Origin of the sequence: Streptomyces cucumeris, assembly GCF_024295805.1 — a bacterium.
GTDB lineage: Bacteria > Actinomycetota > Actinomycetes > Streptomycetales > Streptomycetaceae > Streptomyces > Streptomyces cucumeris.
Genome location: NZ_JANCLX010000055.1, coordinates 1 through 13,103, shown reverse-complemented (window position 1 = coordinate 13,103; position 13,103 = coordinate 1). Strand labels below are relative to the sequence as shown.

Below are 13,103 nucleotides of genomic sequence, written 5' to 3'. Positions count from 1 at the left end.
TCCTCGTCGGTGTCGGCAGGTCAGCCGAGGCGCTCGACCTCGGCCTTCGGGTCGATCTCCTTGTTGCCGATCTTCTTCATGAACGTCGCCAGCTTCTGATCCTCGCTGCCCCGCGCCTTGCAGATCTTGACGGTCGGGTAGGGATCGACGCCCAGATGCCACACACGCGTCGTGCCCATCTTCAAGTTGTTCTTGGCGAACTCCTCCAGCGCGGCGCGGAAGTAGTCACCCGGGCTGAAGATCACCGAGATGTCGAACTTCGGGCGGGTCGAGTCGCACCGGTCGGTGCCCGGAGTGAGGGTCAGTGCACCGCCTGCCTTCGCAAGCTGTGCCGCGGCGTCGGTCGCGCCACCGAGGTAGGGGTAGATGACCTTGATGCCCTGGCTGATCTGTGCCTGGGTGGCCTCCTTGGCTTTCGCCGAGTCGTTGAAGTCGCCGGTGTAGGAACTCGTCAGGGTGGCTTTCGGGACGACCTTCCGGATCCCGGCCAGGAACGCCTTCGCGGCGGCGACACTGAAGTCGGCCTTGGCACCGGCGATGAACCCGGCCTTGGTGTGGCCGGCGGCCTTCATCTTCAGGCCCGCCGCGTAGCCCGCGGCGAGCAGGGACTGGTTGGGGTCGTCCGCCGACAGCAGGATCCGCGGGGCCTGGTCGATGTTCGCCGACGACGGCACGTACCAGGCAGTCTTGATGCAGACCGGCTCCTCGGAGGCGGGGATGGCGGTCTTGAGCTCGCTCGCGCCGAGCGCGACCATGTCGACGTGCTGCTGGCACAGCGCGCGGGCCGCGGTGAGCGCATCGCTCGCGGGCACACTGCCGCGCTTGATGACCTTCCAGCCCTTCTCCTTGGCGAAGGCGTCCGCCGAGTCGACGAAGCTCTGGTAGTAGCCGTGGTCGTTGATGTCGCCGGGGCTGAGGACGCCTATGACGACCTTGCCGTCGCCATTGACATCCGGCTCGTCGAGGCCCGAGCCGCTGTTGCCGCCCGCCGAAGCGTTCTTCTTGGGGGCCGTCGCCTCGTTGCCGGCACAGCCGGAGAGCGCGAGGGCTCCTGCGAGGGCGAGGCCGACTGCGGCCCGAGGGCCCCGGAGCATGCTTCTTGCAGTCATGTGCGCGGTTCCATTCACTGGGTGCACCGCCCCGGCTGGGCGGTAGGGGTGGCAATCAGTTGGCAGTCGGGGTGCGCAGGAGGCACGCTCCTGGTGGAGGGGACTCCTCACCCGCGGCGACGAACCACGGGAACCCATCCGTCCGACCGCTCGGACCCGGGTGGGGTCGATGCGGCCGAGGCGGCCATGAACGAGTCGTCAGCGGTGACACGGACGATCTCTGCGAGCATCAGGTGGATGCCCGGGAAGCAGGTGGTGTGCGCCGGGGTCGATCACCTCGTACACGCGGCGCTCCGGCAGGTTGTCCCCTCCATCCGGGGCGAGCACGGTGACCATCGGGATCGGCCGCACAGCACCGGCTCCGGCAGCGGAATCCGCTTCTGCGCCGGCGGAAGCCTGGATATGTCGAGGACGTTCAACGGCGGGTCTCCTTTACTGGCCGGCCACCGGCTCCGTGGGCCAGGCGGGGCGGGGCGTGATGGCGGCGCGCCGCAGCAGCGCGCCGGATCGCTCGGCGGCGGCCGCGGCGACAGCCTCGAGGTCGACACCGGTCGGTCGCCGGTCGCGGACCACCACGCGGCCGTCGACCAGCACGTCGCGGACGGTGCGCGACACATGGCCCCATACGAGCTGCCGGGCGAGGTCGCCGCGCGGTATCCAGGCGGGGTCCCGGGCGTCGAGCACGACGATGTCGGCCGCCTTGCCCACCTCGAGGGAGCCGATGCGTTCGCCGAGACCGATCGCCCGGGCGCCGTCGATCGTCGCGAGGGCGAACGCTTGCTCGGCGCGGACCGGATCGGGGCGACCGCGGTCGCGTTCCAGGCCCGCGAACAGGTAGGCGGCCAGGAGGACGTCCGGGGCGTCGCCGGCGTTGTGTGAGTCGCAGCCGAGTGCGACCCTCCCGCCCCGCCGCACCAGTTCGGCGTGGCGGGAGGCGCGTGCATACCCCTGGGCGAGACGCAGATAGGCCCCCGGACAGACGGCGACCGCGGTACTGGTCTGGAGGATCGCCTCGACCTCCGTGTCGTCGAGCCACACGGCGTGTCCCAGCAGCAGGCGCGGGCCGAGTACTCCCAGCTCGCGGAAGTGGACCACCGGCCGGCGCCCGCAGCGCAGCGCGTACGCCTCGATGTCGGCAGGTCCCGGAGAGATGTGCCAGGTCAGTCCGACGTCGAGCCGTTCGGCCAGGCTCGCCGCTCCGGCGAACAGCTCGTCGCTCACGAGGTCGTGGCCCACGAGCGTCACCCACCCGGTCACCGGTCCGGTGGTGGGCAGGGACCGGACGATGTCGTCCTGCCGGGCGAGCACCTCGTCGGCGGGGGCACCGAACGGCACGCCCTTGGCGTCCCAGCCCCAGCCTCCGACCCGGGCGCGGATCCCCGCGGCGCCCAGCCCCGCGGCGACTCGTTCGGGGTAGGCCACTGTGCCCGGCTCCAGCACCGTGGTGATGCCCCGGGACAGACACTCCACGGCGGTGATGGTCGCGGCCAGTTCGTCGTCGTCCCCGTCGGCGTGGGCGTGCAGCGGGACGATCCAGTCGAATATGGACTCGTGCGAGCCGAGGTGATCGGGGATCGTGCTGCGCACGAGGGGGTCGACGGTCGTGTGCTGGTGGGTGTCGATCAGGCCCGGGATGACGACGCAGCCCGACGCGTCGATCTCCCGCGCATGCGGGTAGCGTGCGCGCAGGTCCTCGGCCGTGCCGAGCGCCGCGATGCTGTTCCCGGACACGGCGACCGTCGCCCGGGGAAGGACTCGCCGAGCGGCGTCCATGGTGACGATGTCGCCGCCCACGATCAGAAGGTCGGTCATGGCTCGATCACGACCTTGCCGATGGTGCCGCGGGCGGCGAGCACGTCCCAGGCGTCAGCCAGACCTTCGAGCGGGAATCGGGCGGCGGTGGGCAGGCACAGGCCGTCGGTGAAGCAGGCTGATGTGGCGGCGAGGAAGTCGGCCGAGCTGTAGCCGCCGGTGCCCAGCAGCTTCAGGCCGCGGTGGAAGACCTCCTGGAGCGAGAACGAGACCTGGTCGCCGCTGGTGTTGCCCATCAGCAGCAGGCGCCCGCGGATGCCGAGGCAGTCCAGTGAGGTACGCCAGGTTTCGGTGCCGACATGGTCCAGGACCAGGTCGGCACCGGCACCGTCGGTGAAGTCCGACACCGTTTTCGCCGAGTCCGGGGCCTCGTTGGGCAGCACCAGGTCCGCTCCTGCCGTGTTGGCCGCGGCCTGCTTGGCGTCGCTGCCGGCGAAGGCGACGACCGAGGCACCGGCCCGCTTGGCCAGCGCGATGGCTGCCAGGCTGACGGCGCTCGCGCCCGCGTGCACGACGAGGGTCTCTCCGGCGGCGAGCGACCCGACGGTGTGCACCGCGTGCCACGCCGTCGCGAAGGCGGTGGGCACCGTAACGGCCGCAGTGAGCGGAACGGACTCGGGGATCTGGATGACCGATTGCGCGGAGGCCCGTACGTATTCGGCCAGCGCGCCGGGGGCGTTGCCGCCGAGGACGCGCGGGCTGACACAGTACGCGCGATCGCCCGCCGAGCAGCGCGGGCAACTGCCGCAGCCCTGGGTGGGATCGACGGTGACCCGATCGCCGGGGACGATCGAGGTGACCGCGGAGCCGGTCGCTACCACCGTTCCGGCGAAGTCCATGCCCGGCACATGGGGAAGACGGAAGCCGGGGAGCAGGCCGGGCCCCTTGAGCTGGACCAGGTCCAGGCGGTTCAGTCCGCAGTACGCGACCTCGACGACGACGTCGCGCGGTCCGCACACCGGCTCCGGGAGGTCCTGTGGGAACACGGCCTCGGGCCCGCCGAATTCGGTCTGCACCATGGCTCGCACCGAATCCTCCTCACCCTCACCCGTCTCGCATTGCGAGGCGGTGGAACGTATTGCGATACTCTGCCTCCGCCAACCAGTGCTGTCAACGCCCCTGGAACACATCTTGGTTTCACGGGTGTACCGCATGCCGAAAGGCTGAACAGCCCAGGCTGCGGCATGTTCGAGGCACTTGGGTACGGGCGTCGGCGAGGCGAAGCGCGACGTGTCGGTCAGCCTCCGGCCGACACCGGCGCGTCGTCGCCGCGCGACTGCTGCTCGTCAGCCGCGAGCAGATCCAGGGCCGTGAGCGCCAGGTGCAATTCCGCCGCGGCCGCGGGAAGCAGCGGGTCCGTGCCGAGGAGGGTCTTGATCTGCCGTACCCGGTAGCCCACTGAGTTGCGGTGGAGATGGAGTTGTTCGGAGACGCTCTGCCGACTGCCCCTCTCGGCCAGCCAGGCACGCAGAGTCGCCATCAGTTCAGGACGCTGCCGAATCGGTCCGAGGTGCGCCTCGGCGTACGCTTCGAGCCGCGTACGAGGGAGAGGCAACAGTACCTGGACGACCCCGCAGCCGCCGAAGGTGAGCAGTGGGACGCGCTGGGCCGTGGCCAGGCCGAGGAGCCTTTCGGCCTCGGCGTACGACCGGGCCAGACCCTTGGGCGAGTCGGGGTGTGAGCCGCTCGCCGCGACGACTTGGTCGGCGGACTCGTCTCCGGTCATGAGGCGCAGACGGTTCCGCAGGCGGCCGAGCACGGCCTCGTCCGCCACCACCGTCCAGGCCGTGCGCCCCTCCTGCTGCACCGGGTGATCCAGCCAGGTGAGGGCCGTGGACCAGGCGCGCAGGCGGGAGCCGCCGTAGTGCAGTACGGCACCGGCCGGTGGTCGCTGCAGGTCGATGCCCAGTCCCGTGGCCGCCGCACACATCGAGGGACTCACCGTCCCGGACCGCAGCGCGGCGACGACGTCAGCCGGTGTGTGCCGCGTCTGAACTTCGGCGGAGTCGCCCGGCGCGCGTACGGCGTCGATGAGCAGCGCGGTGACGGCGGCATGCGCCAGCGCCCGTACGCGCGGTTCATCGGTACCGACGGCCAGCAGGACACCGGCAACCGTCCGCCCCGCACGCACGGGCAGCGCCGTGGCCCGCAACCCGTCGAGCGTGTCGACCACCGATCCGGCCGCGTCGTCGAGCACGTCGTCCGCCACCGCGGCGGCGACTCCCGCTCCCCCGTCCGTGGTCGCCAGCGGCATGCCCTCGGCGGACAGCAGCCGCATATGCCGGCCGGCTGCCCGCATGAGCGCGCGGAGCACGTCCGAGCAGTCGGCGCCGGCGAGCACGGCTTCGGTCAGCTCCCGCTCCAGCACGGCAGGATCGGGGGCCGGCCCCGGCCCTTCCCGGGCCGTTCCCGACCAGACTCCGGCAGTGGTACTCATGGTGTCCGGACTCAACTGGCCAGCAGCCGGATGGCCACGCCCTTCTCCTGGGTGTATTCGCGTAGCGCCGCGTACCCGCCCCCCCGGCTGAAGCCGCTCTCCTTTTGCATATTGAAGGGGAAGCCGATCACTCCCGCGTCATGGAACTGGTTGACCGCCACCTGCCCGGAGCGGACGTCCTTCGCCAGCCGCAGGGCCCGGGAGACATCGTTGGTCCAGACGCAGGCCAGCAGGCCGAAGTCCGTTGCGTTCATCAGCTCAGTCGCCTCGGCGGTGTCGCGGAAGGACTGTACGGCGAGTACCGGGCCGAAGATCTCTGCGCGGGCGATACGCATGCCCGCGTCCACACGGTCGTACACGGTCGGCCGGACGAACCATCCGTTGCCGGTGGGTGCGCCACCGGTGACCAGCCGCGCCCCCTCACGCGGGGCGTCCTTGAGGAAGCCGCTGACGCGGGCGAACTGGGCGGCACTGACCAGCGGCCCCATGTCCAGGTCGGCTTCCCAGGGCCCGGTCCTGACCGCTGCCATGGCGGCCGCGACCCGTTCCACGACCTCGTCGTGCACCGAAGCCTGGACGAGCAGCCGGGAACCGGCGTAACAGTTCTGCCCCGCGTTCTCGGTGATCGAGGCGGTGATCGCGGGGATCGCCGTGTCGAGGTCGGCATCGGCGAAGAGCACGTTCGGCGACTTGCCGCCGAGTTCCAGCTTCACCGGGACGAGGTTCTGTGCGGCGGCCGCCATGATCGCCCGCCCGGTGGCGGTGGAGCCGACGAAGCTGATGTGGTCGACGTCCGAATGCGAGGTGAGCGCGACGCCCGCCTCGGGACCGAGGCCCGCGACGACGTTGATGACCCCCGGCGGGAAACCGGCGCGCCGGGCGAGTTCCGCGAGCGCGAACGGAGCCAGCGGGGCGACCTCGGACGGCTTGAGGACGACCGTGTTGCCCGCGGCGAGCGCCGGCGCGACGTTCGCCGCGGTGAGCACGGCAGGTACGTTCCACGGGATGACGACGGCGCACACGCCGTACGGCTCGGGAACCGTGTAGCCCAGGTAGTCGGGGCTGCGGGTCGGCAGCGTGACTCCGGTGAGCTTGTCGGCCGCACCGGCGAAGTAGTCGATGATGCCGTGGGAGATGTAGATGTTCGTCCGGGCTCCGGACAGCGGCTTGCCCACGTCCTGGGCCTCGACGGCCGCGAGCGCCTCGACTTCGGCCATGACCAGGTCGGCCCAGCGCCGGAGCAGCGCCCCGCGCTCGCTGGGGTTGGTCGCGGACCAGGCGGGGAAGGCACGGCGCGCCGCCGCGATCGCGTCATCGACATCGGCACCGCCTGCCCGTGCCACCTTGGTCATCACCTGATGGGTGGCCGGATCGAGGACATCCAGCGTGCCGCCGTCGCGGGCCGCGACCCATTCGCCGTCGATGAAGTGCTGGGAAGGAGGAAAGTCAACAGCCGCCATAGCAGCAAACCTTGACCGGCCATATCGCGCATGTCAATATGCGGTCTCACAATGCGAGGCACCGAGGAGGCCCTGTGCGCGCCACCGCCGCTCTGCTGCAGAAGCCCGGACAGCCCTTCGAACTGACCGAGGTGGACCTCGGCCAGCCCCGCCCGGACGAGGTGCTCGTCCGCGTGGCGGCCACCGGGATCTGCGGTACCGACCTTGAGTTCGCCACCTTCTTCCCCACACCCGCGCTGCTCGGTCACGAAGGGTCGGGCATCGTCGAGAAGGTCGGCACCCACGTCACCTCCGTACGCCCGGGCGACCACGTCGCCATGTCCTTCGCGTCCTGCGGCACCTGCACGCTGTGCGACACCGGCTCGCCCGCCTACTGCCGCGCCTTCGACACAGTGAACTTCTCCGGCCGCCGACCCGACGGCTCCACCGCGGTGACCCACGCGGGGCGGGAGGTCAACGCCCACTTCCTTGGGCAGTCGTCCTTCGCCAGTCACGTCGTCGCACCGGAGCGGGCGATCGTCAGGATCGACCCATCGCTGGACCTGCTACGGGCCGGACCCTTCGGCTGCGGCTTCCAGACCGGAGCCGGCGGGGTCCTCAACGTCCTACAGCCGCGCCCCGGCTCCTCGATCGCGGTGTTCGGGGCAGGGGCTGTCGGCGTGGCCGCCATCATCGCCGCCTCGCTCAGCGCCTGCATGGTCGTCGCCGTCGACGTGAACCCGGCCAAACTGAAGGCCGCCCGCGACCTCGGAGCCACGCACACCGTCGACTCCTCGGCCGGGGCGACCGCCGACCAACTGACCACCCTCGTCCCCGACGGATTCGACTTCGCGATCGACACAACCGGCCGCGAGGACGTCCTGCGCACCGCGGTGGAGGCGCTCGGCCCGCTCGGCCGCGCCGGCGTCATCGGCATCGGTCCCAGCGAGTCGATGACCTTCGAGTGGCGCAGCATTCTCAACGGACGCAGTGTCACCGGCATCATCGGCGGGTCCAGCGTGCCACAGGTGTTCCTGCCCCAGTTGCTGAAGCTCAACGCCGAAGGCCGCTTCCCGGTCGAGAAGATGATCACCTACTTCCCGTTCGAGCGGATCAACGAGGCTGTTGCAGCGGTCCGCTCCGGCTCGGTCGGCAAGGCCGTGCTGACCTTCTGAACGTCATCCACCAGACGTTGTCACACGTGACGGCGACACCTTAGGGTGACCGACACCGATGAGGCAGCAGGCATCCGGTGGCGCGGCCGGACAACACCGCGCACAGGTCCGAGCACGTGGAGCATGCCCACCATGTCCGCCGACATCGACTTCGACCACCACTCCGACGAGGCCAATGCCGATCCGGTCGCCTACTACGCGCGCTTCCGTGATACCTGCCCGGTAGGCCGCTCGGCCGCTCACGGCGGCTTCCACTACACGACGCGATACGCCGATGTGGCCCGCATCGCCCGCGATGACGCGACGTTCTCCTCAGCCCGCAGCGACCACGGCGGGCAGGGGGTCGGCATCGTCATCCCCAAAGGACCGGGGCTCGAACAGTATCCGATCGAGCTCGACCCGCCGCGTTCGGCCGAGTACCGGCAACTGATCAACCCACTGCTGACCCCGCAGGCGGTCGAACAGCTGATACCCACGATCGAGCGCCACGCCGCCCGCGTCGTGGACGACTTCATCGAGCTCGGCTCCTGCGACCTCGTCCGCGACCTCACCAACCCTCTGCCGACCGCGGTCACCCTGGACTGGCTCGGCTTCCCCGAGGAGGACTGGGCGGAGCTGGCCGGGCCGATCCACGACATCTTCGCCGCCCCGGCCGGCAGCGAGCGCGCCGTACGCGGGGCCGCCGGACTGGCGTACATGGACCGGCGTATCCGCGAGCTGATCGCCGAGCGCCGCTCGGCACCACGGGCCGACGCGGTCAGCGCACTGGTGCCCAGCCGACGTGACGACGGCAGCGCGTTCAGCGAGGACGAGCTGGTGTCGGTGATCGGCCTGCTCATCGCCGGCGGTGTCGACACCACCACCTCCCTGACCGGATCCACACTCGTCCACCTCGCCCGCCACACCGAGCAGCGCCAGCGCCTCATCGACTCCCCGGATCTGCTGGACACCGCCACCGAGGAGTTCCTCCGCGCGTTCGCCCCTTCGCAGTCGATGGCACGCACACTCACCGGGGACGCCGAGGTCGGCGGCTGCCCGATGCACACGGGCGACCGGGTGCTGATCCCCTGGGTCGCCGCGAACCACGATCCCGCCGTGTTCCCCGACCCCGAACAGGTCCGGCTGGACCGCGACGCCAGTCGGCACCTCAGCTTCGGGATCGGCTCGCACCGGTGTGCCGGCGCCCACCTCGCCCGAGCCATGTTCCGCGCGATGATGACGCAGATCCTGACCCGGCTGCCCGACTACCGGGTGATCGAAGAGGGCCTCGTTCCCTACCCGACGCGCGGCAACCAGTCCGGCTGGGACGCGGTCCCGGCGGTCTTCACCCCCGGTCCCCGGGCAACCGCGCCGATCGGAGCGGTCCGCGCGCTGAGCACACCCATGCCACTGCGCGTGACCGCGGTGCGCCCCGCCGCCGATGGCGTCGTCACCGTCGACCTCAGCCTGCCGGACGGAGGTGAACTCCCCGCATGGCGGCCCGGAGCGCACATCGAGCTGCGTCTGCCCTCGGGCAGGCTGCGTCAGTACTCGCTGTGCGGCGACCCCGCCGACGCCACGACCTGGCGTATCGGCGTCCTTCGCGAGCCCCAGGGCCGGGGCGGGTCGGTGGAACTCCACGAACTGGCCCGCCCGGGAACCACGTTCGCGGTACGCGGGCCACGCAACCACTTCCCGCTCACACCGGCACCGTCCTACTTGTTCCTCGCCGGCGGCATCGGCGTCACACCGATCCTCGCCATGGCCCGCGAAGCCGCCCGACGCGGCACGCCCATGACCGTCGTGTACGGCGGGCGCACGCGCTCGACGATGGCACTCGCCGACGAACTCGCCGCCGTCGCCGACGACGCGCTCACCCTGCTCCCTCAGGACGAGGCCGGGCTGCCGGACCTCCCCCGACTGCTGGACGGACTGGACGCGGACACCGCCGTCTACGCGTGCGGACCGCCGCCGATGCTGGCCGCTGTCGAGCGCGAGTGCGCCCGCCTGGATCTCACCGACCGGCTCCACGTGGAGCGCTTCACCGCCGGCGACGACCTCGAGACGGCCTTCGTCGCCGGAAAGAACCAGCCCTTCACAGTCCAGCTCGCGCGGACAGGAGCCACGCTCAATGTTCCGGCCGACCGCCGCCTCATCGAGGCCCTGCGTGATGCGGTGAGCGGCCTGTCCTACGACTGTGAGAAGGGGTACTGCGGCGCCTGCGAGACCCGTGTGCTCGGCGGGACACCGGAGCACCGGGACTCCGTCCTCAGCGACGAGGAACGCCGAGCCGGGCGCACGATGATGGTCTGCGTCGGCCGATGTCAGGGCGACCGCCTCGTCCTCGACCTCTGAGTCCCGGTCGGCTGCCGCATGGGCCCCGACAGCGGGCCCGGCGCGCACCAAACAGTGTCGCAGTCGAATATGACGAGTTCTATCGGCTTGATCATCTCCGTAGCATGAGTGCCCGTGCGGTCCGGCGGCTCGGGGCACTTCCGTGTTCACCGCACAGCGAGCGGAATTTCTCACAGCGGCCACCGGGGCACCTTCGGGCCGAGCCGTACAGAGCGTGAATGCACATTGGCAAGATATGGACTTCGTTTCCTGCTTCCCGATGCAAGAGGATGGTCCGCGCCTCGCCGCTTCAGAATCAGTGAAGTCACTTCAAGGGCTCCCGAGGAAGAGTTGGTGAGGCGGATATCCGCCGAGGCGCGATAGGATCGGCGGCTCTCCCGGGGGCGGATCTTCCCGAAGGGAAGGAATGCGGGAGATCATGGGAAACCACATCAAGAGAATCGCCGCAGTCGCGAGCGGACTGCTGCTGATGGCGGGGCTGAGCGGCGGCAGCGCCGTAGCTGCTGACGCCAAGGACGACGGGAATAAGGTGGCGGCGGCGTGCTTCGACGTCGTCCACTCGTACATCAAACCCGCCGGTAAGAAGTACTTCCCGTACGACGGCAGTCATCTCGTGACCACCAGCCGCTGCGCCGACATCAACATCATGCCGAAGGTCAGCGGTTATATCGCGGTCTGTTTCAAACCGAGTACGGGAAACCAGTACTGCAATGGCTGGACATGGGCCGCGGCGAACCGCTGGGCCGTGGTCGCCAGCGATGTCCGTAACGGCACCAGGTTCTACTTCACCTTCAACTCGAGTGCGCGATCCACCGGGGGCTGGGCCGCCTGATATCGGCTCATCTGCCGGGTGAAATGAAGCGAGGCACCACCCAAGGAACCGGAGACCCCGGTGCCTTGGGTGCTGCCGCCCCAGCCCTTGGGCACGGGAATGTCCGCCGGGATCGGCTCGGCCTGGTGTTCTGCTGCTTCGCCCCCTGACGCCGGAACCGGCGGCGGGTCGGTACGGGCTCCGGCCGCGTGCTGATGCGCGCGCACCACCGTCGAGTCCACCGGCCCTACCAGTGGTGCACCTGTCCTCTTGCTGTGTGCGGTACGGCGCTTGGACCATGCCGGTACGGCGAGCCAGGGAGGGTGTATGCGGTGGGGCAAGAAGAAGTCTGAGCCGCCCATTCCTACGCGTGGGCGGCGCGGCTACGTGCGGGTGACGACTGATGGCCGCGGGCGTCAGTGGTTGGAGTGCTCGGCGTGCGGGATGCGGAAGTTCAACCCGGGCGTTACGCCAAGCCAGTTCGCCGCGCGGAAGCATGCGGATACGTGCACGGGCTGATGTGGGCGCGGGGCGACCGGTTGGCCGCCCCGCTGAGCGCTGCCTAGGCGGCGGCGCCCATCGCGCGCGCCCATCCGCACTGGGGGGGGGTGGTGCACTCCTGCGGGTCGTCGGCGAACTCCTCGGGGAGCGAGTAGCCAGCGGTGCGCGCCTGGCGGGCGAGGCACTGCGCGCACACGCAGTCGGGGCCGAGACGGTCATCGGACAGGTAGACCTCGTCCTGACAGGTGGGGCACATGGCGTCTCCTTAACCGGACGAGGAAATCACATTTATCGTGAAGGTCGACGTGAAACTCCACTTCATTCCCTCGAAGAAGATACTGTGCGGTTCATCGCGTGTCTCAAATCCGTCGAGCTCATCAAAAAGGACCTTGCGCATGAAGCAGCCGAAGTAGGGGCGTATCTCGACTCCTCCGGTGGCAGCTATCTTTTGCGTCAGATCTGCGTTGATGAGCAGCATCTGTTTGAGGTGACCCTCACTCTCCTCTTCGGGGTGGGAGACGGTAAGTCGCTTCGTCGTATTGAAGGTGACACTCTCGCCCGGGCTGATGCGTTGCACCCCACTCGAATTCAGGGGCTGCCCCTCCGTCCTGTCGAAGAGGAGCCCCGAATCGAAAACTTGCTGGTCGTCTCCGGCTCGGGCCGTGCCGGTCATGATGAAACCCACCGGATTGACACGGGTGTCACCCGTGTTGGTCATGCTTGCCAGCGTGACATCAATTACCTTTTCGGCCATGAAATTCACTCCTCGCCAGCACCCGTAGATCAGGCTCTTCTCGCCCCTCAGCCGGTCTCGCGGCCAGCCGCCGGAGCGCCCGGCAGGCAGACGGGCAACGGGTTCCCGGTTCCCCTTGCACTCGATTCCATGTTCTGCTCAGTGTTCATCGCCTGCAACTGGGGGCATTCGCCCCCAGCGTCACGCGCGCGGCGAGGGCCCCGCGGTCGTCATGGGCGTTCGGGCTCGACCACGCCCCGTAGCCACTGCCCGACCTCGGCGACGTGCACGGTGGCCCAGGCCTGGGCGAGTTCGGGGCGGCGAGCGGCGACCGCCCCGTGGATGGCACGGTGCTACCGCCGGGCTCGCGCCAGAGGCAGGCGCGGGCGGCGGGGCTGGCGCCCGGGCTGCGGCGCGTGGGGCTGCGCACCCGCGTCCTCGGGCAGCGCGACCAGTCCAAGCCGCCGCGCGAGCCGAGTTCGTCGAGGACGACGCGGTGCAGCTTGGCCCAGACCCGGGCGGTACTCCACTCGGCGAAGCGGCGGTGTGCGGTTGGCCCCGACGGCTGCCTGACGCCAGGTCCAGCCTGCACAGACCCCTCAACCCTCCCAATGAGACGGCGTCTTACTGATCTTTTCGTAAGTTCAGTGGGTGTGCTGGGTGAATGGTCAGGCCGGTGTGGGCGAGAAAGGACCATGGCAGTTGTGGGTTGTGGTTGATGCGGTTGATGCCTTGTTCGGTGGCGTCGGCGA

At 69.6% G+C, this 13,103-nt stretch carries 10 protein-coding genes and 1 pseudogene; 3 read left to right on the top strand and 8 right to left on the bottom strand.

What is annotated here, in order from left to right; all coding sequences use genetic code 11:
• Positions 1-20: 20 nt before the first annotated feature.
• The 5 genes from NMK44_RS40100 to NMK44_RS40080 form a co-directional block, all read right to left on the bottom strand.
• Positions 21-1,109, bottom strand: a complete 1,089-nt coding sequence (locus NMK44_RS40100; RefSeq protein ID WP_254752823.1) for a BMP family ABC transporter substrate-binding protein — start codon at positions 1,107-1,109, stop codon at positions 21-23.
• A gap of 432 nt (positions 1,110-1,541) precedes the next feature.
• Positions 1,542-2,921, bottom strand: a complete 1,380-nt coding sequence (locus NMK44_RS40095; RefSeq protein WP_254752821.1) for an amidohydrolase family protein — start codon at positions 2,919-2,921, stop codon at positions 1,542-1,544.
• Complete coding sequence (locus tag NMK44_RS40090) at positions 2,918-3,940, bottom strand: alcohol dehydrogenase catalytic domain-containing protein (RefSeq protein WP_254752820.1); 1,023 nt, start codon at positions 3,938-3,940, stop codon at positions 2,918-2,920. Before NMK44_RS40090 ends, NMK44_RS40095 begins: the two co-directional genes overlap by 4 nt.
• A 218-nt stretch (positions 3,941-4,158) precedes the next feature.
• Positions 4,159-5,358 carry a PucR family transcriptional regulator gene (locus tag NMK44_RS40085; protein ID WP_254752818.1) on the bottom strand — a complete coding sequence of 400 codons (1,200 nt, stop codon included), beginning with the start codon at positions 5,356-5,358 and terminating at the stop codon, positions 4,159-4,161.
• Between the two features lie 11 nt (positions 5,359-5,369).
• Positions 5,370-6,818 carry an aldehyde dehydrogenase family protein gene (locus tag NMK44_RS40080; protein ID WP_254752816.1) on the bottom strand — a complete coding sequence of 483 codons (1,449 nt, stop codon included), beginning with the start codon at positions 6,816-6,818 and terminating at the stop codon, positions 5,370-5,372.
• Between the two features lie 74 nt (positions 6,819-6,892).
• Between NMK44_RS40080 and NMK44_RS40075 the strand changes: the two genes are divergently transcribed.
• The 3 genes from NMK44_RS40075 to NMK44_RS40065 all read left to right on the top strand — a co-directional run bounded on the left by NMK44_RS40075 (position 6,893) and on the right by NMK44_RS40065 (position 11,138).
• Positions 6,893-7,972, top strand: a complete 1,080-nt coding sequence (locus NMK44_RS40075) for an NAD(P)-dependent alcohol dehydrogenase (protein ID WP_254752814.1) — start codon at positions 6,893-6,895, stop codon at positions 7,970-7,972.
• Between the two features lie 132 nt (positions 7,973-8,104).
• Positions 8,105-10,306, top strand: coding sequence for a cytochrome P450/oxidoreductase (locus NMK44_RS40070; protein ID WP_254752812.1), 2,202 nt, complete (start codon positions 8,105-8,107; stop codon positions 10,304-10,306).
• A gap of 418 nt (positions 10,307-10,724) precedes the next feature.
• Positions 10,725-11,138 (top strand): hypothetical protein, encoded by a 414-nt coding sequence (locus NMK44_RS40065; RefSeq protein ID WP_254752810.1) that lies wholly within the window; start codon positions 10,725-10,727, stop codon positions 11,136-11,138.
• A 541-nt stretch (positions 11,139-11,679) separates the two neighbouring features.
• On the opposite strand, the gene NMK44_RS40060 is transcribed toward NMK44_RS40065, so the two are convergent.
• The 3 genes and pseudogenes from NMK44_RS40060 to NMK44_RS40050 form a co-directional block, all read right to left on the bottom strand.
• On the bottom strand, positions 11,680-11,874 hold the full coding sequence (locus tag NMK44_RS40060; protein ID WP_254752808.1) for a hypothetical protein: 195 nt from the start codon (positions 11,872-11,874) through the stop codon (positions 11,680-11,682).
• 9 nt (positions 11,875-11,883) lie between these two features.
• Entirely contained in the window at positions 11,884-12,372 is a 489-nt protein-coding gene (locus NMK44_RS40055; RefSeq protein WP_254752806.1) for a hypothetical protein, read from the bottom strand.
• Between the two features lie 421 nt (positions 12,373-12,793).
• Positions 12,794-12,913 (bottom strand): annotated as a pseudogene (locus NMK44_RS40050) (IS5/IS1182 family transposase); the annotation flags it as partial.
• Positions 12,914-13,103: the final 190 nt, after the last annotated feature.

Excerpts from the sequence above, each read along its gene's own strand:
- NMK44_RS40100 (WP_254752823.1), bottom strand. The coding sequence starts at position 1,109 with ATGACTGCAAGAAGCATGCTCCGGGGCCCTCGGGCCGCAGTCGGCCTC.
- NMK44_RS40095 (WP_254752821.1), bottom strand. The coding sequence starts at position 2,921 with ATGACCGACCTTCTGATCGTGGGCGGCGACATCGTCACCATGGACGCC.
- NMK44_RS40090 (WP_254752820.1), bottom strand. The coding sequence starts at position 3,940 with ATGGTGCAGACCGAATTCGGCGGGCCCGAGGCCGTGTTCCCACAGGAC.
- NMK44_RS40085 (WP_254752818.1), bottom strand. The coding sequence starts at position 5,358 with ATGAGTACCACTGCCGGAGTCTGGTCGGGAACGGCCCGGGAAGGGCCG.
- NMK44_RS40080 (WP_254752816.1), bottom strand. The coding sequence starts at position 6,818 with ATGGCGGCTGTTGACTTTCCTCCTTCCCAGCACTTCATCGACGGCGAA.
- NMK44_RS40070 (WP_254752812.1), top strand. The coding sequence starts at position 8,105 with ATGTCCGCCGACATCGACTTCGACCACCACTCCGACGAGGCCAATGCC.
- NMK44_RS40065 (WP_254752810.1), top strand. The coding sequence starts at position 10,725 with ATGGGAAACCACATCAAGAGAATCGCCGCAGTCGCGAGCGGACTGCTG.
- NMK44_RS40060 (WP_254752808.1), bottom strand. The coding sequence starts at position 11,874 with ATGTGCCCCACCTGTCAGGACGAGGTCTACCTGTCCGATGACCGTCTC.
- NMK44_RS40055 (WP_254752806.1), bottom strand. The coding sequence starts at position 12,372 with ATGGCCGAAAAGGTAATTGATGTCACGCTGGCAAGCATGACCAACACG.